18 protein-coding genes and 2 tRNA genes are annotated in these 20,812 nt (G+C 50.5%); 8 read left to right on the top strand and 12 right to left on the bottom strand.

From position 1 onward, the window contains the following. Position 1: 1 nt before the first annotated feature. The 5 genes from flhF to ACIDF8_RS10345 are packed head-to-tail and all read left to right on the top strand — an operon-like array spanning position 2 to position 4,562. Complete coding sequence (gene flhF / locus ACIDF8_RS10365) at positions 2–1,345, top strand: flagellar biosynthesis protein FlhF (protein ID WP_412010534.1); 1,344 nt, start codon at positions 2–4, stop codon at positions 1,343–1,345. Next, complete coding sequence (locus ACIDF8_RS10360) at positions 1,338–2,129, top strand: MinD/ParA family ATP-binding protein (protein ID WP_412010533.1); 792 nt, start codon at positions 1,338–1,340, stop codon at positions 2,127–2,129. The genes flhF and ACIDF8_RS10360 overlap by 8 nt, the downstream gene beginning before the upstream one ends. A 17-nt stretch (positions 2,130–2,146) precedes the next feature. Then, positions 2,147–2,881 (top strand): RNA polymerase sigma factor FliA, encoded by a 735-nt coding sequence (locus tag ACIDF8_RS10355; RefSeq protein WP_412010532.1) that lies wholly within the window; start codon positions 2,147–2,149, stop codon positions 2,879–2,881. Continuing rightward, complete coding sequence (locus ACIDF8_RS10350) at positions 2,881–3,633, top strand: flagellar motor protein (RefSeq protein ID WP_412010531.1); 753 nt, start codon at positions 2,881–2,883, stop codon at positions 3,631–3,633. The genes ACIDF8_RS10355 and ACIDF8_RS10350 overlap by 1 nt, the downstream gene beginning before the upstream one ends. Next, positions 3,633–4,562 carry a flagellar motor protein MotB gene (locus ACIDF8_RS10345; protein WP_412010530.1) on the top strand — a complete coding sequence of 310 codons (930 nt, stop codon included), beginning with the start codon at positions 3,633–3,635 and terminating at the stop codon, positions 4,560–4,562. The genes ACIDF8_RS10350 and ACIDF8_RS10345 overlap by 1 nt, the downstream gene beginning before the upstream one ends. Before the next feature lie 48 nt (positions 4,563–4,610). Here ACIDF8_RS10345 and ACIDF8_RS10340 read toward each other — a convergent pair whose 3' ends face one another. The 7 genes from ACIDF8_RS10340 to smc form a co-directional block, all read right to left on the bottom strand. After that, positions 4,611–6,620 (bottom strand): putative bifunctional diguanylate cyclase/phosphodiesterase, encoded by a 2,010-nt coding sequence (locus ACIDF8_RS10340; RefSeq protein WP_412010529.1) that lies wholly within the window; start codon positions 6,618–6,620, stop codon positions 4,611–4,613. A 571-nt stretch (positions 6,621–7,191) separates the two neighbouring features. Next, on the bottom strand, positions 7,192–7,821 hold the full coding sequence (locus ACIDF8_RS10335; protein WP_412010528.1) for a sulfite oxidase heme-binding subunit YedZ: 630 nt from the start codon (positions 7,819–7,821) through the stop codon (positions 7,192–7,194). A gap of 1 nt (position 7,822) precedes the next feature. Continuing rightward, positions 7,823–8,770, bottom strand: a complete 948-nt coding sequence (gene msrP / locus ACIDF8_RS10330; protein ID WP_412010527.1) for a protein-methionine-sulfoxide reductase catalytic subunit MsrP — start codon at positions 8,768–8,770, stop codon at positions 7,823–7,825. A 172-nt stretch (positions 8,771–8,942) separates the two neighbouring features. Further along, complete coding sequence (locus ACIDF8_RS10325) at positions 8,943–9,764, bottom strand: hypothetical protein (RefSeq protein WP_412010526.1); 822 nt, start codon at positions 9,762–9,764, stop codon at positions 8,943–8,945. 59 nt (positions 9,765–9,823) lie between these two features. Further along, entirely contained in the window at positions 9,824–11,911 is a 2,088-nt protein-coding gene (ligA, locus tag ACIDF8_RS10320; protein ID WP_412010525.1) for an NAD-dependent DNA ligase LigA, read from the bottom strand. Next, complete coding sequence (locus ACIDF8_RS10315; protein ID WP_412010524.1) at positions 11,911–13,347, bottom strand: cell division protein ZipA C-terminal FtsZ-binding domain-containing protein; 1,437 nt, start codon at positions 13,345–13,347, stop codon at positions 11,911–11,913. The genes ligA and ACIDF8_RS10315 overlap by 1 nt, the downstream gene beginning before the upstream one ends. Positions 13,348–13,399: 52 nt before the next feature. Continuing rightward, positions 13,400–16,909, bottom strand: coding sequence for a chromosome segregation protein SMC (gene smc / locus ACIDF8_RS10310; protein ID WP_412010523.1), 3,510 nt, complete (start codon positions 16,907–16,909; stop codon positions 13,400–13,402). Positions 16,910–16,987: 78 nt separating this feature from the next. On the opposite strand from smc, the gene queF reads away from it, so the two are divergent. Further along, complete coding sequence (gene queF, locus ACIDF8_RS10305) at positions 16,988–17,434, top strand: preQ(1) synthase (RefSeq protein ID WP_412010522.1); 447 nt, start codon at positions 16,988–16,990, stop codon at positions 17,432–17,434. A gap of 155 nt (positions 17,435–17,589) precedes the next feature. Here the strand turns inward: queF and ACIDF8_RS10300 are convergent, their stop codons facing one another. The 4 genes from ACIDF8_RS10300 to ACIDF8_RS10285 all read right to left on the bottom strand — a co-directional run bounded on the left by ACIDF8_RS10300 (position 17,590) and on the right by ACIDF8_RS10285 (position 18,954). Further along, complete coding sequence (locus ACIDF8_RS10300; protein WP_412010556.1) at positions 17,590–17,673, bottom strand: PEP-CTERM sorting domain-containing protein; 84 nt, start codon at positions 17,671–17,673, stop codon at positions 17,590–17,592. A 345-nt stretch (positions 17,674–18,018) separates the two neighbouring features. Then, positions 18,019–18,094 (bottom strand) — tRNA-Glu (locus ACIDF8_RS10295). Between the two features lie 88 nt (positions 18,095–18,182). Further along, positions 18,183–18,258, bottom strand: a tRNA-Ala gene (locus ACIDF8_RS10290). A 183-nt stretch (positions 18,259–18,441) separates the two neighbouring features. Beyond that, positions 18,442–18,954, bottom strand: a complete 513-nt coding sequence (locus ACIDF8_RS10285; RefSeq protein WP_412010555.1) for a glutathione peroxidase — start codon at positions 18,952–18,954, stop codon at positions 18,442–18,444. A gap of 239 nt (positions 18,955–19,193) precedes the next feature. On the opposite strand from ACIDF8_RS10285, the gene ACIDF8_RS10280 reads away from it, so the two are divergent. Beyond that, on the top strand, positions 19,194–19,367 hold the full coding sequence (locus ACIDF8_RS10280) for a hypothetical protein (RefSeq protein WP_412010521.1): 174 nt from the start codon (positions 19,194–19,196) through the stop codon (positions 19,365–19,367). A 63-nt stretch (positions 19,368–19,430) separates the two neighbouring features. Continuing rightward, complete coding sequence (queD, locus tag ACIDF8_RS10275) at positions 19,431–19,877, top strand: 6-carboxytetrahydropterin synthase QueD (RefSeq protein WP_412010520.1); 447 nt, start codon at positions 19,431–19,433, stop codon at positions 19,875–19,877. On the opposite strand, the gene rfbD is transcribed toward queD, so the two are convergent. Then, positions 19,874–20,791 (bottom strand): dTDP-4-dehydrorhamnose reductase, encoded by a 918-nt coding sequence (gene rfbD, locus ACIDF8_RS10270; RefSeq protein WP_412010519.1) that lies wholly within the window; start codon positions 20,789–20,791, stop codon positions 19,874–19,876. The two genes, queD and rfbD, sit on opposite strands and share 4 nt — an antisense overlap. Positions 20,792–20,812 lie beyond the last annotated feature (21 nt).

Raw genomic sequence — 20,812 nt, 5'->3', positions numbered from 1 at the left:
TATGAACATCAGAAGATTTTTTGGCAAAAATGCACGTGAAGCCCTGGCCCAGGTCAAGCAGGCCTTGGGAGAAGATGCCATTATTGTTGCGAATCGTAGTGTCAACGGCGGCACTGAAATCATGGCCATGCTGGAATCTGACATTGATGCCAAACCCAGCCAGGCGTCAGGTGAACCAGGCACGGAACAAGCCCGCAGCCTGCTGGATTTTGTCAGTGCCAAAGAACAACCCCGCCCGCCCGCACCGGCACCCCGTGTCGTTCAGCAGCCAGCCGCGCCAATCCCTGAAGAGGCCAATGTTAATGAGTCCGCCATCATGGACATGCTCAAGCAACATAGCGAACAACAGGAACAGGCCTATCAGCTGGCAACACAAACCCTGGAAGAGAAAATGCAAGGCATGATGGTGGAAATGCGCCAGATGCGCAGCCACTTTGAAACACAGATGAGTGCTATGACCTGGCAACATCATTTGCAACATAGTCCGGCCAAATCTAAAGTGCTGGGCACTTTGCTCGCAGCTAACTTCAGCGCTTCTCTCTCCCGCCAGATTGCTGAAAAAATGCCTAACCATATCGATGTGAACAAGGCACCGATGTGGGCCAAAGAAGTGATTAGCCGCAACCTGCACACGCTTGACGATGAGGATGCGTTGCTGGACCGTGGTGGCATTTACGCCTTGGTCGGCCCAACTGGCGTCGGCAAAACCACCACCACCGCCAAATTGGCTGCCCGTTATGTGATGAAGCATGGGACCCAGAACTTAGGCCTGATCACCACCGACAGCTACCGCATTGGTGGTTACGAACAATTACGTATTTACGGCAAGATTTTGGGGGTCATGGTACATGCCGTGAAAGATGAGGAAGACCTCAAAATCGCCCTCAATGAACTCAAAAACAAGCATATGATCCTGGTGGATACGGTAGGCGTCAGTCAGCGTGACCAGGCAGTGACTGAGCAATTGTCGATGCTAAGCCGTGCGGATAGCCCGATCCAGAAACTGTTGTGCCTGAATGCCACTTCTACCGGTGACACGCTGACCGACGTGATGCGTAGCTATAAAAAACATGATATCGCGGGCTGTATCGTCACCAAACTGGATGAAGCGGCAGCGATTGGCAATGTGCTGGACGTATTGATCCGTGAACGCATGCGCTTGTTTTACACCACCAGTGGCCAACGCGTGCCAGAGGATATCGAGCTGGCAGATAAGCAAGCCTTGGTCGAGCGCGTGTTGACTCCGCATCAGGCCAGCCTGCCTTATCAATACCTTGATGAAGAATTGCCCTTGGTGATCTCCAGCATGATGCAAACCGCCAGCCAGGAGCAGCCACATGTTTAATTACCGTGACCAGGCGGATGGCTTGCGCCGTATCATGGCCAAAACCTCTGCCCGCATCATTAGTGTGATCGGGGCGAACGGGCAACCTGCGAGCCAGTGGGTGCGCCAGCTGGCAGCCAGTATGCTGACGCCAGAGCAGCGTTTTCTCCTCGTACATTCGCACCGCCAAGCTGCCATGACGCATTCCTTGCAAGGCATTGCCGTGCAACGCCAGGCCATTAAGCGTGGCATTTTCAAACATCCGCAAGGCTACGACCTCACCTGCTTGGGTGAAAATGACCTGTTAACCTCGCCTTTATCTCAAGATTTAAAAGTGCAACTTAACGGTATAGTGGAGCAACTTGCGTACGATTACGACACCGTGATGATTGAAGCCCAACTGGATAGTCAAGACTATAGCCTGATGCTGCCGGTCATTGCCGAGCATGAGTTGATCATACAAATGGATAGAAGCGACGACGCCATCAAGTCTGCCTATGCCACCATCAAGCATATTAGCCAGCGACACGGCCAGATCCCGTTGGGCGTGGTCGTGACAGATGCTAACCAGGATCAAGGCAAGCAATACTTTATGCGCTTAAACCAGGTGTGCAAACAGTTTTTAGGGCTCTCACTGGACTTTATTGGGGCCATGCCTGCGCAAACAGGCGTGGTAAATGCGAACAGTAGCGCCCGCCCAGCGACAGAAGCCAGTAAACAGCTTTCCAGCACCCTCGCGTTTAAAACCGTCGCCCATCGTCTTGAACAACAACGGATTTCCATGCCATCCATGGCTGTTGCCTAAAGTCAAAGAGGAAGAACATGTATACCGCTAAAGGCACGACTCAAAATACCGACCAGATGCTAAAACAGCATAGCGGCCTGGTCAAAAAAATGGCGTATCAAATGAAAGCCAAACTCCCCTCATGTGTGGAGCTGGACGATTTGGTGCAAGCGGGCATGATCGGCCTGATGGATGCAATACAGCGCTACGAAGATACGCATGGGGCACAGTTTGAAACTTATGCCTCGCAACGCGTGCGTGGCGCCATGCTGGATGAGCTACGTGGCGCAGACTGGCTGCCTCGCGGCATCCGTAAAAACATGCGTGATATTGAGTTGGCTGTGCAGCAGCTGGAACAAAAGCTGGGCCGTCCGCCAACTGAATCCGAAATCGCCAAGCACATGAATTTTAGCCTGGAAGATTACTATGATATTTTGAGCGACTGCCAAGGTCACCAGCTCATTTATTACGAAGACTTTCAGGATGATGATGGCAGTGAGCATTTCCTAGACCGTTATGTCGACGATGACAGCAGCGACCCGGTCAAATCCCTGCTCGAAAGTGATTTCCGCGAGGCACTGATTGAGTCTATTGATAATTTGCCTGAGCGCGAAAAAATCCTGATGGGTTTGTATTACGAGCAAGAGCTGAACCTGAAAGAAATTGGCGCGATCATGAATGTGTCTGAATCACGGGTTTGCCAGCTTCACAGCCAGGCCGTAGCACGCTTGCGCGCCTCCATGCGTCAAAAAGCCTGGACCGGGGTTTCCTGATGGACTGGGGTAGCCTGGCCGGACTGCTGATTGCGATCGGCGGCCTGGTCCTCGGCCAAGTCATTGAAGGAGGACATCTTAACTCCCTCATGCAACCTGCCGCGTTTGTGGTAGTCATGTTAGGCACCATAGGCGCAGTCTTGCTGCAAACCGAGCTCAAACTGTTTATCAAAGGCTTGCGCATGCTCAAGCTGGTATTTGTGCATCCACAGGATGACCGCAAAAAGCTCGCTACCAAAATCAATCAATGGAGCCAGCAGGCGCGTAAAGAGAGTGTGTTGTCACTGGAAAGCCACATCAAACGCGAACAGGATCCGTTTGTGCGCAAAGGCTTGCAATTGCTGGTCGATGGCACGCCCCCTGACCGTATTCGCGAAGTCTGTGCCATTGATATGTACTACTATGAACAGCAAGAGCGCGAAGCGGCCAAAATCTGGTCAGCCGCTGGTGGCTATGCACCTACCGTAGGTATTTTGGGCGCGGTGCTGGGCCTGATTCATGTCATGGAAAATCTGTCTGATCCGAGTAAAATCGGTAGTGGCATCGCAGTGGCATTTGTCGCCACCATTTATGGCGTGGCCTTAGCTAACCTGGTATTCCTGCCCATCTCTAACAAACTCAAAGGCCATGTCCAGCATGAGATGTCCAGGCGTGAAATGTTGCTCAATGCCTGGGTCTCAATTGCACGCGGAGACAATCCCAAACTGGTCAGTGAACGGCTGGAGTCTTACCTGCACTTGAGGCAATCGTGATGTACAGACGCCACAAGCATGAGGAGGATGACGAGAGCCATGAACGCTGGCTGATCTCTTACGCAGACTTTATCACCCTGCTGTTTGCGTTTTTTGTCGTCATGTATGCCACCTCCACCATTAACCTGAATAAATACCGAGCGCTCTCCAGCTCAGTGGTCTCAGCGTTTCAAGGGGAAATGGGGGGCACCGGCCAGCCACAAAATAGCACGCCTGGCTTGCCAGCACCCGGATTACAACCCTCTGGCATCCAGCCTCAAAAAGGACAAAACCCAGGCGCGGTGATGAAGCCTTTGCCGCTCAGCTATTTGTATCAGGAAAAAAAACAGCGGGATCTGGAAAAAATCCGTGCCATGGGTCAACAGCTCTCTAATACCTTGGCAAACTGGATAGAGCAAAAACAGGTGACGGTTTACCTGTCAGATCTGGGGGTTGAAATGGATATCTCTAATAGCCTGCTGTTCCAGAACAATCAGGCCGTCTTGACCCCACAAGCCAGCCAGGTGCTGCATATTATTAGCGCCCAATTAAAAAATGAATACCGTACTATCCAGATTGAGGGGCATAGCGACAAACATCTATTCAGCGGCACACCAGAGGCAGAGAGTAAACGCTGGGCGCTGACGGCAACCCAGGCCGCCCGCGTCGCGGCCACCCTGGTGAGTGACGGCATTGCAGCCAAACGGCTATCCGCATTGGGCCTAGCAGAAACGCGGCCAGTGTCCAGCAGTGACAATAGTCTGGCCCAGTCGCTCAATAGCCGCATCACCTTACGTATCCTGAGTGCAGAAAGCAGCGAGCAACTCACCAGCAATCTGGCAAACCGTCAGGAAATTTCGCCCGCCGAAGCACCAGCCACCCCAGACCTATCGGTGACGCCTGTCACCTTGCCGGCTGCGATTATTGAAAAAACCACACGTCAGCCCTAAACGCTGTAAGGCACTAGCGCCTAAGCTGCTTTAGCAAAAATACTATGATTAAACTAAAGCCTCTTGCAGCCATGCATTAAAGGCAGTGATAGGCATAGGCTTGCCAAACAGGTAGCCCTGATAGCGACGACAGCCATTGTTAAACAATAGCTCTAGTTGTTCAGGCGTTTCCACCCCTTCGGCAATCACGCCCAGATACATACTCTGCGCCATCGCGATAATAGTACGCACTATGGTGCGGTCATGACTGTCGGTGACAATATCACTGACAAACGAACGGTCAATTTTGAGTTGGTATAACGGTAATTTTTTGAGGTATTGCAAGGAAGAATAGCCGGTACCAAAGTCATCCAGTGAAAATTGAATCCCCAATTGACTCAGTTCGGTCATGATACGGACGGCATCATCGACATTCTCTAGCAGCAAGCTTTCCGTCAGCTCCAGCCGAAGTGCGTTAGGGTTGATTTGATGCCGCTGCAAACAAGCTTTGACCATGTTAGTAAAATTGGCCTGGCGGAACTGGCGCGCACTGATATTGACCGATAAGCTGAGCTCACGCGTTTTTTGTGAGCGCTGCCAAAGCGAAATTTGCGCACAGGCTTGATCCAGCACCCACTGCCCGATCTCAACAATCAGCCCGCTACTTTCGGCGACGGCAATGAATTCTATGGGTGAAATCAGCCCCCTGCTTGGATGCTGCCAGCGCAGTAAAACCTCGGCGCCGAACGGTCGACCAGTATGATCAACCTGCACCTGGTAATAAGCTTCCAATTGCTGCTGGGCAATTGCTTCACGCAACTCGGCTTCCAGCCTGGCTTGTGCTGCTATTTCAGTTTGCATGCCAGGCTCATACATACACGCATGGTTACGGCCAGACTGTTTGGCTTTATGCAGGGCAATATCCGCGGCTTTCACATGGTCCGTATCTTCCATGTCTAACCCGCTAAAGGTGCATAAGCCCATGCTGGCGGTCACTGGCAACTTTTGCCCTGCAACGATAAATGGCCGCTGCAGTGTTTTAGCTAATTTGCGCTGCAAGGCCCACACCTGCTGCGCGGCTTTGTCTTTTTGAGTCGCCAGTCCGGAAAGCAAAATCAAAAACTCATCCCCTCCCATACAGGCAATAAAATGCGGTTGGGCTATTTTTTGCAAGCGCTCTGCCACCTGACTTAGTACTGCGTTGCCTACACTATGCCCATGCGCCTCGTTAATCCACTTGAAATAGTCGAGATCAATATAAATTAGGCCAATATACTCACCTGCACTGGGCTGGCTGCGCATCGCCTGCAACACTTCATACATTTTCTTACGGTTAGGCAAACCGGTGACGGTCTCTACATACGCCAACGTTTGTATAGATTGCTGGGACAAGTGCCGGTCAACCACAATACTGACTAAGCGGGCGACTTGGCCGAGCATGGATTGCTCTGCGGCAGACGGCAGTTTGACCTGGCGTGCATACAAGGCAATGCCTCCTAACACTTCACCGCTGGCATTGAGAATAGGTTCTGCCCAGCCTGACGCGACGCTGGCATCCAGCGCTGCCGCCCGGTGATGTTCCCAGTAAGGATGTGTCATCACATTGTCGACGATGACGCGTTGCCTGGTGGCAATCGCTGTCGCCAGCGAGCCATTCCCGGCTTCAAGCTTTAACTGTCGTAATGTTTGCAACAAAGCCGGGGGTAAACTGGGGGCGATAACCGTTTGCACGCGTTGACCTAAGTCATGGGTCAGGACGATGGCACAATAAGTATCCGCATGCAGGGCCTCAATCTCGCGGGTAATCCAGACGAGTATCTGCTCTGTATCTTGGGCTTTGAGGATCAGTTCCAGCAGCGCGAATTTGAAGCGGTCATAATCAAGTGCGCGTTGCTGTTCCTGCTGGTAAGCAAATGCTGATTGGTGCTGCTGGCTGACATCATGAACGAGTAACAGGCAGCGCTGTTCGCCAGTCAAATTAGTAAAAGAGTCTACCCGGCACTCTAGCCATTGCACGGGCGACTCACCGCTGGCGATATGGATCAGTTGCTGCGGTGTATCTTTGGAAGCTGAAGTCAACAGCGCCCGGAGAGGTCCATGCGCTCTATTGGGCAATGCTGACCAAATGGTATGCGTTAGGCGATTGTCTGCCCGCAATGCAGGTATTGCATTGTCTGGGGAAAGAATTGAAATACATTCCCCCGCCGCGTTAGTTTCAACTGCCAGGTAAAACTGGTCGGGGCTAATGAGAGCAGACCACTGCTCAAGACACGCACAAAGTGCAGGGTTGGCCAACATTGAGACACTTGGCACCAATATTACAGAAGACATCGCAAACTTTCACAACCGCAGTGCACACCCGGATGAATCCCGCGCTTACAACGCAGGCAAACAGATGACACACCCCCGAATAATTTTTAGAATAGCGCCACCTGTCTGATGTAGCAACGCGTTATATTTATAATAATGTGTCCAAAAAGCGGTTCAATGTCAAGCACGGATACCTTAACAGCTGTCAGCTTCAATGCTTAACAGTTAGTACTCCCGCGATGATTAAATGGTATGCCGCACTCTTTTAGAGGCGGTAAGGAGGCACACGTCCGGCTTTCAAGAAAATAACTAAGTGATTGCGTTAAGCGTGCTAGCAGGGTTAATTGAGTTTGCGTTTTCGTGTAGTAAATGCAGGCAATCGCAACAGCATGAGCAAGCCAAACACTCCACTGTAAATCATGGGTTCGGTCAGATCTTTTTTAACCAGCCACCAGAAATGCAGCAAGGCCAGTATGGCAATCAAATACGCCAGTTTATGCAGCATTTTCCAGCGTTGTTTGAGGGTACGGATGGCCGCCTGATTGGAAGTCGCCGCCAAAGGCAGGCTAAACAATAAAGCCAGCGCGCCAACTAACACATAAGGGTGCTTAACGATGTCCTTGACGATATCTGACCAGTCAAACTGGTAGTCTAGCCAGACATAACTGGTCACATGTAAACAGGCGTAGGCAAACATCCACAAGCCCAGCAAGCGGCGTACGGCGATCAACCAGCCTTGCTGCGTGAGATGTTTGAGCGGTGTCACACTTAGGGATAGTAACAAAAATACCAGCGCCCACGTGCCGGTCGAGCGTTCAATAAACTCTACCGGATTCGCGCCCAGCTCGTTGGTGACCCCAAGATAGACCAGGCGCAACAGCGGCAATAATGCACCCAGCCAAACCAATATTTTCAACCCATTGATGCGGCTTTTGACAGACATGGAAGGTAACGAAAATACACGTTCCATATTAGAAGTTTTTCTTCAAGTCCATGCCGGTATACAAACTGGCGACTTCGTCATAACCGTTAAACAGCCTGGTTTTCACGCGCCCGGCAAACAGTCCTGCGCCGATACGCTTCTCTGAGGACTGCGTCCAGCGTGGATGATCAACTTGCGGGTTCACGTTCGCGTAAAACCCGTATTCACGCGGGCTGGCGCGCATCCAGCTTGTGGTTGGCATCTGCTCGACAAAGCGGATGGTAGAAATGGCCTTGGCGCCCTTGAAGCCATATTTCCATGGCACGACCAGCCGCACAGGCGCACCATTCTGGTTAGGCAACACTTTGCCGTACAGCCCCACGGCGAGAAGTGTCAGGGGTTGCATGGCCTCATCCATGCGCAAACCCTCCACATACGGCCAGTCCAGTATCGGCATGCGCGCGCCAGGCATATGCCGGGGATCATTGTAGGACACAAACTCGATATATTTTGCATTGCCAGTCGGTTGCGCCCAGTCAATCAGCGCCTTTAGCGGCAAGCCTATCCATGGGATGACCATAGACCACCCCTCGACACAGCGCATACGGTAAATCCGCTCTTCCAGCGGTGCCAGCTTCATCAGCTGCTCAATGCTGATGGTTTTGGCTTGCTTGACCGCACCTTCTATCTTGATGGTCCATGGCGTCGGCTTGAACAGCACAGCCTCACGCGCCGGATCTTCTTTACCGGTGCCAAATTCATAATAGTTGTTGTAATTGGTCACATCCTGCAAAGAGGTTAACGTTTCTTCCTTACCAAAGGCAGTTTTTTGAAACTCCAGGGATTGAGTAGCCTGCGCGGTTTTCGGCAACCAGATACTGGCAGCGGCGACACCAGCGGCCTTGATTAAAGTACGGCGTTGCTCAAACACCGCTTGCGGCGTGATTTCGGAGGGTAAGATTCCGCTGGGGTTACTGCGGTGAGGGTCAAATTGCATGATGTTTCCTGTGTGGTGACAATTGTATGTTTGTCGCGTATGACAGGAAAACCTTACAGGGGATTCCAAATAAAAATAATTCTTTTGATCAGCTTGGAGTTTTGACTTGCCAGCATGGGGGGTGCTTTTCCAGCCCTCCCCCTTTAATTAAGTATGCTAGCGGGTACAGAAGTTACTTGGTCTGGGCCAATAACGTATCCAGTTCAGGGTCTTTCAATTTGGCAGCGATCACGCCTGCTTGCTGTAGTAATTGTTGTGCCGCCACATGATCCCCCTGAGCCTTTTTTGAAGCTGCCCATAGGATGGCGGTCTTGGCTTCATAAAATTCGCCGCCATTGTCATGCGCATAGTCCATCAAGCGCTGGTAGGTTTTGTCTGCCCCGACAAAGTCTTTTTTATCGGTAAACAATTGCCCCAAAGTCAGGCTGGCTTCAGCATATTGGTCAGGGGAGCCTGATTTGCGCAGCATCATGACGCCCTTGAGCTGATATTCAATCGCTTTTTCAGCCTCATGCAATTGCTGATAGGTCATGGCTTCGTGGATATAGCTATCCGCGCGCTCGTCGTCGTTCAAGGAGAGCTTTTCGCCAGCTTCAAATGATTTGAGCGCGTCAGCATACTGCTCCATTTCAAAATAGGCTTCGCCGATCAGGTTGTGGGCAACACGGGCATAGCGGCGCATGTTTTGCTGCTCGCTAAACTTGAGTGCCTGCTGGTAACTTTCCAGCGCTGCCGCATGTACCTTGGCTTCCAGCTGTGCATTCCCCAACAGCATATGCGCCGCAATCAGATCCAATCCTTCTGGTTTGAGGTTAAGGGCCTGTTTAAAGCTCTGCTGGGCGGCGGTGTTATCCCCTAAACCCGATTGCGCGCGGCCTTTGCAAAGCCAAAACTCAGCTTGTTTAGCATGCTGCTCAGCCAGTTTGACGGCTTCAGTATATTGCCGTTTTTGTACGGCAGTATCACAGGCATCCAACGCAGCATCCTTAGCCATTGATTCATTAATAATCAATAAATTAAAAGCTAAAATTAAAGTTAATTTTAAGTTCATATTCAGAATAAACTCGATTGTTTTGTGTGAGGTTCGGTTGAATCAGTGGGCGTTTCCGCGGTAATGTCATCATCAGAAGCGGCCTGTAACATGGCGAACAATGCAGCCTCATCCAGAATGGCGATATTCAGTTGCTGCGCTTTTTCAAGTTTGCTGCCCGCCTCTTCTCCGGCCACCACATAACTGGTTTTGGCCGAGACACTGCCGCTGACCTTACCGCCCGCGGCTTCAATCATCGCTTGGGCTTGGTCACGCTTAAGCGTAGGTAAAGTGCCAGTGAGCACAAAGGTTTTGCCAGCAAACGGGGTCAAAGTGGCTTTTTTTTCAATGTCGGCCCAATGCACGCCTAAATCGCGCATGGCAGCTATCACTTCGCGGTTATGCGGTTCCTGAAAGAACTGATAAGCGGCTTCTGCCACAATCGGCCCGACATCCTTGACTTGCGTGAGTGCGGCTACATCAGCCTGGATCAAGGCATCAAGATTACAAAAATGTTGTGCCAGGTCTTTTGCAGTGGCCTCACCCACATTGCGAATACCTAATGCATAAATAAATCTGGGCAAGGTCGTTTGCTTGCTTTTTTCAATGGCTGCCAGCACATTCTGTGCAGACTTTTCCGCCATCCGTTCGAGGTCACTGAGCATAGGCAACGTCAGCCGGTAAATATCATCGAGGTGATGCACAAGCTCGCGGTCAACCAGCTGGTCTACCAACTTTTCGCCCAGGCCCTCTATATCCATCGCGCGGCGTGAAGCAAAGTGCGTAATAGCCTGTTTGCGCTGTGCCGGACAAATTAATCCGCCAGTACAGCGCGCGACCGCCTCATCTTGCGGACGGACCACATGCGAACCACACTCTGGGCAGACAGCAGGCATCACAAAGCTGCGTGCATCTGCTGGACGCAACTCTAGTTTCACCGAAACGACCTCCGGGATCACGTCCCCTGCCCGTCTTACAATCACGGTGTCTCCAATGTGGATATCTTTACGCCGTAATTCATCCTCGTTATGCAAAGTGGCATTGGTCACCGTGACACCACCGACAAATACCGGTTTCAACCTGGCCACAGGCGTAATCGCACCCGTGCGGCCCACCTGTACGGTGATATCCTCAACCAGGGTGGTCGCTTCTTCGGCCGGAAACTTATGTGCCACCGCCCAGCGTGGCGCACGCGAGACAAAGCCCAGGTCGGCCTGCAAGGTAAAGTCATTTACTTTATAAACCACGCCATCAATATCAAACGGTAACTGGTGCCGTTTTTCGCCAATCTCGGCGTAGTATTCACGCAGGCCCTGGGCACCGGATTTAACGGCACGTAAATCACTGACAGGAAAACGTAAGTCAGCCAAATATTGCATGGCTTGAGCATGAGAATGTAATTCTGGGATGCCGATGCTCGCCCCCAAGCCATAAGCAAAAAAATGTAGGGGACGTTTTGCGGTAATCTGCGGATCCAATTGCCGCAGACTCCCCGCGGCCGCATTGCGGGGATTGGCAAACAGTTTGCCTTTGGCAGCCGCCTGTTGCTGGTTTAGCTTTTCAAAGTCTTTTTTTAGCATCAAGACCTCTCCGCGCACTTCAAGTAATGCGGGAGGCTGGGGGAGATTCAACCGGCTGGGAATCGCACGTATGGTTTTGAGGTTGTGAGTGACATTTTCACCTGTGTAGCCATCGCCACGGGTGGCGCCTTGCACAAATATGCCGTGCTCATAGGTCAAGGTGATTGCCAGGCCATCAAACTTGGGCTCGACCGCATATTCGACCACCGCCTCCCCCGTGCCTTCGCGCACCCGCCGGTCAAATGCGTCAAGTTCGGCGTCTGAAAACGCATTATTGAGAGAAAGCATGGCTTGCCGATGCTGCACACTCTCGAATGCAGATAAAGCCTGCCCCCCCACACGCTGGCTGGGGGAGTCTGCCGTAATTAACGCTGGATATTGCTGCTCAATATCGACTAACTGGCGATAGAGGCCATCATATTCACTGTCGCTGACTAAGGGCGCATCCAGCACATAATAATGGTAGTCGTACTCGGCAATACGTTGCTTAAGCTGCTGTAGCGCCAGCGCAGCCTCTTGCATCGTGATCATCAGGAGAACAGGCGCTGGGCATGGCGGCTGCCAGGAATAATGCCCTGGGATGCCATCGCGTTAGAGATATTTTTCAATTGCTGGCGAATTTTATCCAGCTGTGGATCACCAATCGCTTTGCGATTGACGTCTATCAGGCTCGCATTGAGGCTGGTCGCCAGGTGACGTGCAATCTCGACCATCTGGTCAAATACCTGCATGCTGTCAGGCGTGGTAGGAATATCCAGCTGGAAAGTCACGCCTGTCATCACTGCAGACTTCAACATATCCGCAGAAAACGGCTTACCCTCATAATTTCGCACTGAAAACACCAATTGGCCGTCAGCGTTAAACAATTCAAAGCGCCCCTCGGCACTGAGCTGCATGCCACATGCTTCGGCCAATCCACGCAGTTTAGTCGCATGGAACATGCCCTGATTGGCTAAGACGTGAAATTCAACCGCTTTATCCACCTCAATACAGAAAGCATCAATCGCCTGCGCTTGAGAGGCTGGTTCATATCCACCTTGCCAGACGACAGTTAAGCCCAATGCACGCGCCAAGGTTTCCATAGACTTCTGGAAACGTTTGAGTGTTTCCACATCAACCGGACCACCGCGGTCGGCCAATTGCAAACTGCAAGCTACCTGGCTGGCTGGTGTTTGTGTTTGCATGGCCGCAGCATCCAGGCTTAATACGTCTTGCCACTCACCTGTGGCTGAGTTTTGAGCCCAAAGGGTAGCATGCTGCGGGAAGGTTCTCACTTCTGCTTGCATATCTTCCAACTCCACCAGCATGACCCCTAATGGCGCATCAATCAGCCCCACCCAGTCCATGGAGGGGTGCACTTCGGCTGGCAGTCCAGAGGAAGATTGAGAATCAGGCTGTTCAGCGATCGATTCAATCTGCTGTTTTTCAACTTGTGGGCTTGCAAAAACCAACGCTGGTTGCTCAACGGCCTCCGCCAGGACAGGCTCTGCCACTGGCGGTTGATAAGCGGGAGGCTCTACCGGCGCGGTGGGGGTCGCCTGGTTTGCGTCATTTAACACCGGCGTTTTTGCTTGCTGCACTGTGACTGGCTTAACCGGTGTAGAAACAGGTGCTGACTTCGGTTTGATCTGGACTGGCTCTGCTGCTTTTATGGATTCTGTACTGGAAAATTCAGGTTCAATTTTCGTTGCGGATTGGGCAGCAGGACGCATGCCCGTTTGGCGGACGCGTGGCTCAGACATCCACCCCTCGACCTCCTCAGAGACAGGCGTGGTATCGATCGCGGCCTTCTTGCCGCCTTCCTTACCTTTAGCTAAGGGTTCACTATCCAGCAGATCACTGCGGGTATGGCTAAAACGGTATTCAACGTCTCTACGATATTTTTTTTCCTGCCACCAGTTGAATACAACCACTGCCAGAACGATGCTGACCCCGAGCAACACCAATATCATCCACAAATCAGACATGTGACTTAACAATCCTTTATAACGCTTGCATTATGATACAACAAAACTGCCGCTAAGCCGCATGCATGCGGATAGCCTCGTCAATATCGACATCGACAATCCGCGAGACACCGGACTCTTGCATGGTGACACCAATCAGCTGCTCAGACATCTCCATGGTGATTTTGTTGTGTGAAACAAATAGGAATTGGGTTTTTTCTGACATCACACGCACCAGTTGGCAAAAACGTTCAGTGTTGCTGTCGTCCAGCGGTGCATCGACCTCATCCATCAAACAGAATGGCGCCGGATTTAATCTGAATAAGGCAAACACCAGCGCCATGGCCGTCAGCGCCTTTTCCCCTCCGGATAATAACTGGATGGTGGTATTTTTTTTGCCGGGCGGCTGCGCAAACACTTGCACCCCGGTATCCAGAATTTCATCGCCCAAAAGCTCCAGCTTGGCATTGCCACCGTTAAATAAGGTATTAAACAGCTCGCCAAAATGCCGGTTGGCTTCATCAAAGGTGGCGCGCAGTTTACCGCGGGTTTCACGGTCTATTTTCTGAATCGCCTCTTCCAGCGTTTCACTGGCCGTTAGCAGGTCTTGGAGCTGGTTGTCGAGATAGCCTTTACGCTCCTGCTCGCTGGCCAATTCTTCAATCGCAGCCAGATTGACTGCACCGAGTTGTTGGATTTGCTGTTGCAGCTTTTGTGTCGTTTGGGCCAGTATTTCTGCTTTGCTGTCATGATCCAGACCTTGCTGAAGCATTACTTCATCCAGGCCGGTTTCAGCCAAGGACTGCTGGCATTGCTCGACTTGCAGCTGACAGGCCTGCTGCTTAAGGCGGCGTTGCTCGAGTGTGTCGCGCAAAGGATGCAGTTGCTGCTCAATCTGCATGCGCTGACGCTCTTCAGCCTGCAAAGCAGATTCTTTCTGCGCCAGATCGTTACGCACTTGCGCCAGCGCTTGCTCACACGTGTGCTGCTTGTTTAAGGCTTCAGCCAAATGCGTCTTCAAAGTTTCCATGGCGCTAATCGCGAGTGTTTGCTCGGTCTCTTGCAGACGTAATTGCAAATGCTCACGCTCTTGACTGAGATGGCTCAAGCGTTGCTGCAAATCATTGACGGCATTTTGCAATAACGTTTGCTCAAACACCTGGGACTGATGGGCTTTTTCTGCCTGCTGCACGTGTTCACGCAGGTCAAAATAAGCTTGCTCTGATTGGTGCTTGAGTGACTGCGCCTCGCGTGCCGCCTGCTCCAGGCTGGAAAACTGCGCTTGATGCTGCTCTATCCGTGCTTGCGCCTGGGAAATCTCGTCTTGCAGACTCTGCTGCTTGACCTGCAGCGCTGACAGGTCCTGTTGCAAGGCGGTTTGCCGACGCGTAGCGTTGTCATAAGACTGCTGCAAGCTTGCTCGTTGCATTTGTGCCTCATGGATTGCTGCGGTAAGTTGCTTGATCCTGGGTTGCGCATGCTGCTGTTGCTGCCGACAGTCCAGTAGTCTTTGTTCAATGCGCTGCACTTGTTGCTGGGCGTCATTCACCGCACCTTGTGCGGCTTTCAAACCGGTCTGTAATTGATCCAGTTGCTGCTGCCGTTCCAGCACCCCTTGCATGGCATTCTGGCGACCGTGATAAACCACGCTATACCGTTGATAGAGATCTCCCTGCTTGCTCAATAGACTTACTCCTGGCGGGAGTTGCGACTGCAATTTTTCGACCTGGGTGACATCTTCAATCACATAAATGCCCATCAGCCAGTGCTGCAAAACACCGGCAACCTCTGGTTGCTTAAGCGTGAGCAAACTATACAGGCTAGGCAATCCTTGCCAACGCTCAGATAGGCTATCGCTTTCCACGCCAGGCATGGCAATGGCTAACGCGGCTTGCGGATGCGGTAATGCTGTCAATGCAGATAAAGACGCAGACAGCAAGGCATTCAATCTATGGCCCAGAACCGCTTCGAGCGCAGGCTGCCAAGCGGTATCGACTTGTACGGCTTGCCACAAACGTATCGACGATTGCAAACCGCTTTTTTGCAACCACGGCCCCAGCTGTTGGTCTTGCTTAAGGCTTTGCTGTAGTTTTTGCAAAGACTGTATTTCGGCCTCAAGCTGGTTGAGTTGACGTTGCGACTGCTGCCAGTCTTGCCTGGCTTGCTGCAAAAGTGGCTGCTGCTTTTGTTCGTCCTCTCGCCATTGCTTTAGCTGCTGCTCTTCCTGCTGTAGTTCGGCTTGATATTGCTCCTGTTGCTGCGTATAACGCGCTAACGCCTGCATATCTGGCAAGGCCCAGGTTGACAACTCACTCTGTAATTGTTGTAAGCGCTGATTGGCTTCTGAGAGATTGCGTTGCAAAAACTGTAGCTTATTTTGCTCAAGCTGGATTTGCTGTCGGCAATGTTGTACGGCTTGTTGTGCCTCATTAGCGGCTTGCTGAATGCCTTGCAACTGGGACGACTGCGCAGGCAAGGCTTGTTGTAAGGTTTGTACCTGTTGCGATTGCTCAGTCATGGCTTGTTGCGCTAACGCGAGTGCGGCTGTTTTTTCGTCCAGCTGCTGTTGCAACTGCAATTGCTGCTGGCTGCCACGTTCTATCTGCCCCTGAATCTGTTGTTGCTGTTGTAACAACCTGAGGCGGGCCTCTTCTGATTGTTTCACTTGTAAATCCAGATTGGACACTTGCGCATTGGCCTCGTAGAACGCCGCTTGCGCCGTATGCAATTCGCTAGAGACCGTTTGCTGCTGCTGGCGCGCTTGCTCCAAAGCCAGCTCGCAATGCCGTAATGCCGCCATTTTCTCCTCAAGCGCATTGACCGCTTGCTCTACGGCTTGTGAAGCGGATTCATAAGCTAGCACGGCATCCCGCTTGCGCAACCACCACCACTGCGCCTCGGCCAACTTAAACGCCGTTTGCAGTGACTGATATTTCTGCGTCACCACAGCTTGTGCCTCCAGCTTGAGAATCTGCTTGTTCATTTCGCGTGAAATGTCTTCTACACGCGCCAGATTTTCTCGGGTATCACGCAGGCGCAGCTCTGTTTCACGCCGGCGTTCTTTATATTTGCTGATTCCTGCGGCCTCTTCAAGAAATACACGTAGCTCTTCGGGCCTAGCTTCAACAATCCGTGAAATGGTATTTTGACCGATGATGGCATACGCCCGCCCGCCAAGGCCAGTACCAAGAAATAAGTCTGCCACATCGCGACGGCGTACCGCAGTGTTATTAATATAGTAGGTAGAGCCTTTATCGCGTTCGATCACTCGCTTGACCGAGATTTCGGCATATTGATTCCACTCACCACTGGCACCTCCCAGGCTGTTATCAAAGATAAGTTCGACGCTGGCGCGCGAGATCGGCTTGCGTTGCGAGGATCCGTTAAAAATAACCGCATCCATGGCATCAGCACGCATTTCCTTAGCAGAAGACTCACCCAACACCCAGCGGACTGATTCCATGACATTAGACTTGCCACAGCCATTTGGCCCTACCACGCCTACCCGACGCCCATGCAGGTGGATGGTCGTTGGATCAACAAAAGACTTGAACCCCGCAAGTTTTAAATGTGTCAGACGCAAAGTAAGTAAACCGCTTATTAGAATTTGAGTGGTAGCTTAAGCGGTATAATACCCATTTTAAGACGAAACATACGCACAATGAACGAACATTTACTTGGTGGAAAACCCACAGCACAACCAACCAAAGCCCTGGAAACCTTTGACAACCCAAACTCGCAAAGAGACTTCCATATTCATATGGAAATCCCCGAGTTTACCTGTTTGTGCCCCAAAACCGGCCAACCTGACTTTGCAGTGATCTATCTGGACTATATCCCCAACAAACTATGTGTTGAGCTAAAAAGTCTTAAACTTTACATGTGGTCATTCCGCAATGAGGGCTGCTTCCACGAAGCCGTCACCAATCAGATCCTCGATGATCTCGTCTCGGCCATTGACCCGAAATTTATGCGTGTAACGGCTAAGTTTTATGTCCGTGGCGGCATCTTCACTAATGTGGTGGCGGAGCATCGTGCTGCAGGCTGGCAACCACAGCCATATGTAGAGTTATCGCAATTTTCGGCTCAAAGTAATATCCGCGGATAAACGCTTACCCAAAATAAAAACCCGGCATTGCCGGGTTTTTTACTGTGATGTTACTGTAAAACAGCATTCCTCAAGTCTTTGAGGCTATCAAACAAAACTTTAGGTATTCTTAAAAAGAAGATTATTTGAGGCCGTTCGTTGAGGCCAACATCTAACTATTTTTTTCGCGCGACGATCACACAAATAAGCCCTAAACCAATTGCGATGAGACTCATACTCTCGGGCTCTGGTACAGACATCTTATCTGTCGCCCTTGCGTATGTTGCAACGGAGATCATCCACCCTGCGAGCAATATAATTTTTGATAGCATATTTTTCCTTATATTTATGAATGCTTCCACTAAAGAGGCGTGTTAATAGCATTAACGCCCGATGCGGCAAAATCTTTAACATCGCATTAAAACTGTCAGGAGTGAATATTGCTAAGATTGACGACGCAAAACTTACAAAAGCATGACCACTAAGGTATTGAGAGTGAATGCGAGATTTTATTTAAAATAAAACCACGTTAAAGCAGGCGCTTTAACGCTATAGAAATTGATTAGCTACTTTTGATTTAATGCTAGAAATCACTGAGTGATTTTTGGCGTCCCCACGGGGATTCGAACCCCGGTCGCCTCCGTGAAAGGGAGGTGTCCTAGGCCTCTAGACGATGGGGACCTAAGAAATTTAACAACCCGTGCATTATACCAGTTTTTCAAATAATTGAAATATTTATTTTTAAAAAAATTCAATATTTTCAATCACTTGGTGGAGATAAGCGGGATCGAACCGCTGACCTCTTGCATGCCATGCAAGCGCTCTCCCAGCTGAGCTATACCCCCGAATCTCTGGTATTGCAGCTCTTTGTTTTGCAGTGCAATTCAAAGAAGGCGCCATATTAATGATGGCTAGATATCTTGTCAACGACTTTGATAAGAAAAGATGAAAAAAACTTTATATCGTTTTGTTTTACCTTGCTCTGCCCATTTTTAAGGCAGAGCTTGCGGTCAAATCAGGTGGATGCTTTATTTGAGGTAAGGTTTGATTTTGCCCAGAATCTCATCACTTTCAGGACGGGTCATGCTGTTAAATGAGTAAATCTTTTGGCCACCTGGCAGAATCACATATTTATAGAAGTTCCATTGCGGCGCCTGGCCGGTCTGTTTAATCAATTGCTGGTAAAACGGATTAGCATTACTCCCAGTCACACTGGATTTTTCCACCATCGGAAACTTGACAGAATAGGTCAGTTTACAGAAGTCGCCAATTTGCTTGTTGTTACCAGGTTCTTGCCGGAAATCGTTTGAGGGGAACCCAATCACAACCAAGCCTTTATCTTTATATTGCTCATACATGGCTTCCAGCGCTTCAAATTGTGGCGTAAAGCCGCATTTACTTGCGGTATTTACAACGATCACGGGTTTGTCTTGAAATTGACAAAAATCGACAGTTTGACCTTGTAGGGTCTTAAACTGGTGCTGATAAAATGGTAAGCAATCAGCCTGGGCCATGGTTATCCCCCCCAAGGTTAAAAACATCAATATAAAACTGCGCATTGCATCTCTCCAGATAGTTATGGTTGTGTTATGCCTTTGTAGACAATGTGTTAGCTTGATTGTTCTCTACTGAATCGGGCTATTTTACTTTTTTTAATATCCGCCGTTAATCTTATTGTAAGGAACCTTTGCCATGCTTGGCACAGTCTATGCTAAAGACTACTCAAAGGGATTGAATACTGACAGGTTTTGTTAACAGAATAACGTCATGGGAGATCATCATGTTACAAAAAGCAGCACCTAACGACAAATTCAAGAAAATTGATCAAATGCTGGAAGACTTTGCAGGCGATGAAGTGGATGATTTTGATAGCGGCTATGGCAGCTATGAAAAAAGTCATAAGCACTATTCTGCCGACGAAGACGCATTGATGAATATTGATGATTTGTATTAATGCATGATTTGCAATCGGTAATCACGCATCAGCGTGAATCCTGGTTGCTGATATAATGGCGTGATGGAAATTACTACACGCTTGGAATTCGATGCCGGTCATCGTATTCCTGATCACAAAAGTCAATGCCGTAATCTGCACGGTCATCGCTACGCAATTGAAATTACATTGTCTGGACAAATCATCCAGGCGGAACGTGCCTCAGAAAATGGCATGGTGATGGATTTTGCCGATGTGAAAAGAATTGCCCGAGAAACCATCGTTGATCGCTGGGATCATGCTTTTCTGGTTTACCACGGCGACACCGCGGTACTGGACTTTCTAAATAGCCTGCCCAACCACAAGACAGTGGTATTCCCGACCATCCCAACGGCCGAAAACATGGCTGCTGAAGCCTTTAAGCTGCTCAAGGCGCAATATCGTGATACCTTCGGTAATCAGCTTAAACTGGAGAGAGTACGCCTTTACGAAACGCCCAATAGCTGGACGGACGCATTCGATTATAGTTAGTACGCCACATCACTCAGGCTTGCCATCACCCGCTTCAGTGAGATCTCCCAGTCAGGTAAACTCAAACCAAACACTTGCGCCAGCTTATCACTCACCAGCCTTGAGTTTTGTGGGCGACGGGCTGGCGTTGGATATTCCGCAGATGAAATGGCTTGCAGTTCTTTGAGCATTAAGGCTGGCCAGCCTTGTTGTTTTGCACGTGCTTGATACTGCGCCATGATTTCACTGGCAAAGCCATACCAGCTGGTTTCACCTCGATTCACCAAATGATAAATCCCGGTTTGCTCAGGGTTGAGCGGCTGCCAGCGTTCAATTAATTGCGCGACTGCTTCAGCAATGGCGATATCGGCCGTGGGGGCGCCATGCTGGTCCGCCACAATGCGTAGTTGTTCCCTACTCTGTGCTAAGCGGATGATGGTTTTGAGGAAGTTCTTGCCGTAGCTACCATAGACCCAACTGGTACGCAGGATGAGATGTGGGAGGCCAACCGCAGCAATTGCCTGCTCGCCAGCGAGTTTGCTGGCGCCATAGACACTGACCGGATTGACTGCGTCCGTTTCAAGGTAGGCACTGGATTTGCTGCCGTCATACACGTAATCGGTAGAGAAATGGATGAGCGCTGCATTCAGTCGTGCGGCTTCTTCTGCAATGACTTGTGGGGCCGTGGCGTTGATGGCAAAGGCCAGTTCATGCTCGGTTTCGGCCTGGTCTACCGCGGTATAGGCGGCAGGGTTAATAATCAGGTCAGGTTTGACCTGCCTGATCACTTGCCGGATCTGCTCTGTCTGGCTAAGGTCCAGTTGTTGGCGGGTACAACTGACAAGCTCTACATCAGTAATGCGCTGTTGTAGCAATTGCGCTGCAATGGCATGTCCAACCTGACCGTTGATACCTGTTAGCAGGATTTTCTTCATGTGTGGGCACAAGGTCTAATT

The organism is Methylophilus sp. 3sh_L (assembly GCF_046766015.1).
Taxonomy (GTDB): domain Bacteria; phylum Pseudomonadota; class Gammaproteobacteria; order Burkholderiales; family Methylophilaceae; genus Methylophilus.
Note: the sequence above shows the minus strand (reverse complement) of the source record. Positions and strands in the feature narration are given on the sequence as shown.

Excerpts from the sequence above, each read along its gene's own strand:
- flhF (WP_412010534.1), top strand. The coding sequence starts at position 2 with ATGAACATCAGAAGATTTTTTGGCAAAAATGCACGTGAAGCCCTGGCC.
- ACIDF8_RS10360 (WP_412010533.1), top strand. The coding sequence starts at position 1,338 with ATGTTTAATTACCGTGACCAGGCGGATGGCTTGCGCCGTATCATGGCC.
- ACIDF8_RS10355 (WP_412010532.1), top strand. The coding sequence starts at position 2,147 with ATGTATACCGCTAAAGGCACGACTCAAAATACCGACCAGATGCTAAAA.
- ACIDF8_RS10350 (WP_412010531.1), top strand. The coding sequence starts at position 2,881 with ATGGACTGGGGTAGCCTGGCCGGACTGCTGATTGCGATCGGCGGCCTG.
- ACIDF8_RS10345 (WP_412010530.1), top strand. The coding sequence starts at position 3,633 with ATGTACAGACGCCACAAGCATGAGGAGGATGACGAGAGCCATGAACGC.
- ACIDF8_RS10335 (WP_412010528.1), bottom strand. The coding sequence starts at position 7,821 with ATGGAACGTGTATTTTCGTTACCTTCCATGTCTGTCAAAAGCCGCATC.
- msrP (WP_412010527.1), bottom strand. The coding sequence starts at position 8,770 with ATGCAATTTGACCCTCACCGCAGTAACCCCAGCGGAATCTTACCCTCC.
- ACIDF8_RS10325 (WP_412010526.1), bottom strand. The coding sequence starts at position 9,764 with ATGGCTAAGGATGCTGCGTTGGATGCCTGTGATACTGCCGTACAAAAA.
- ligA (WP_412010525.1), bottom strand. The coding sequence starts at position 11,911 with ATGATCACGATGCAAGAGGCTGCGCTGGCGCTACAGCAGCTTAAGCAA.
- ACIDF8_RS10315 (WP_412010524.1), bottom strand. The coding sequence starts at position 13,347 with ATGTCTGATTTGTGGATGATATTGGTGTTGCTCGGGGTCAGCATCGTT.
- queF (WP_412010522.1), top strand. The coding sequence starts at position 16,988 with ATGAACGAACATTTACTTGGTGGAAAACCCACAGCACAACCAACCAAA.
- ACIDF8_RS10300 (WP_412010556.1), bottom strand. The coding sequence starts at position 17,673 with ATGTCTGTACCAGAGCCCGAGAGTATGAGTCTCATCGCAATTGGTTTA.
- ACIDF8_RS10285 (WP_412010555.1), bottom strand. The coding sequence starts at position 18,954 with ATGTTTTTAACCTTGGGGGGGATAACCATGGCCCAGGCTGATTGCTTA.
- ACIDF8_RS10280 (WP_412010521.1), top strand. The coding sequence starts at position 19,194 with ATGTTACAAAAAGCAGCACCTAACGACAAATTCAAGAAAATTGATCAA.
- queD (WP_412010520.1), top strand. The coding sequence starts at position 19,431 with ATGGAAATTACTACACGCTTGGAATTCGATGCCGGTCATCGTATTCCT.
- rfbD (WP_412010519.1), bottom strand. The coding sequence starts at position 20,791 with ATGAAGAAAATCCTGCTAACAGGTATCAACGGTCAGGTTGGACATGCC.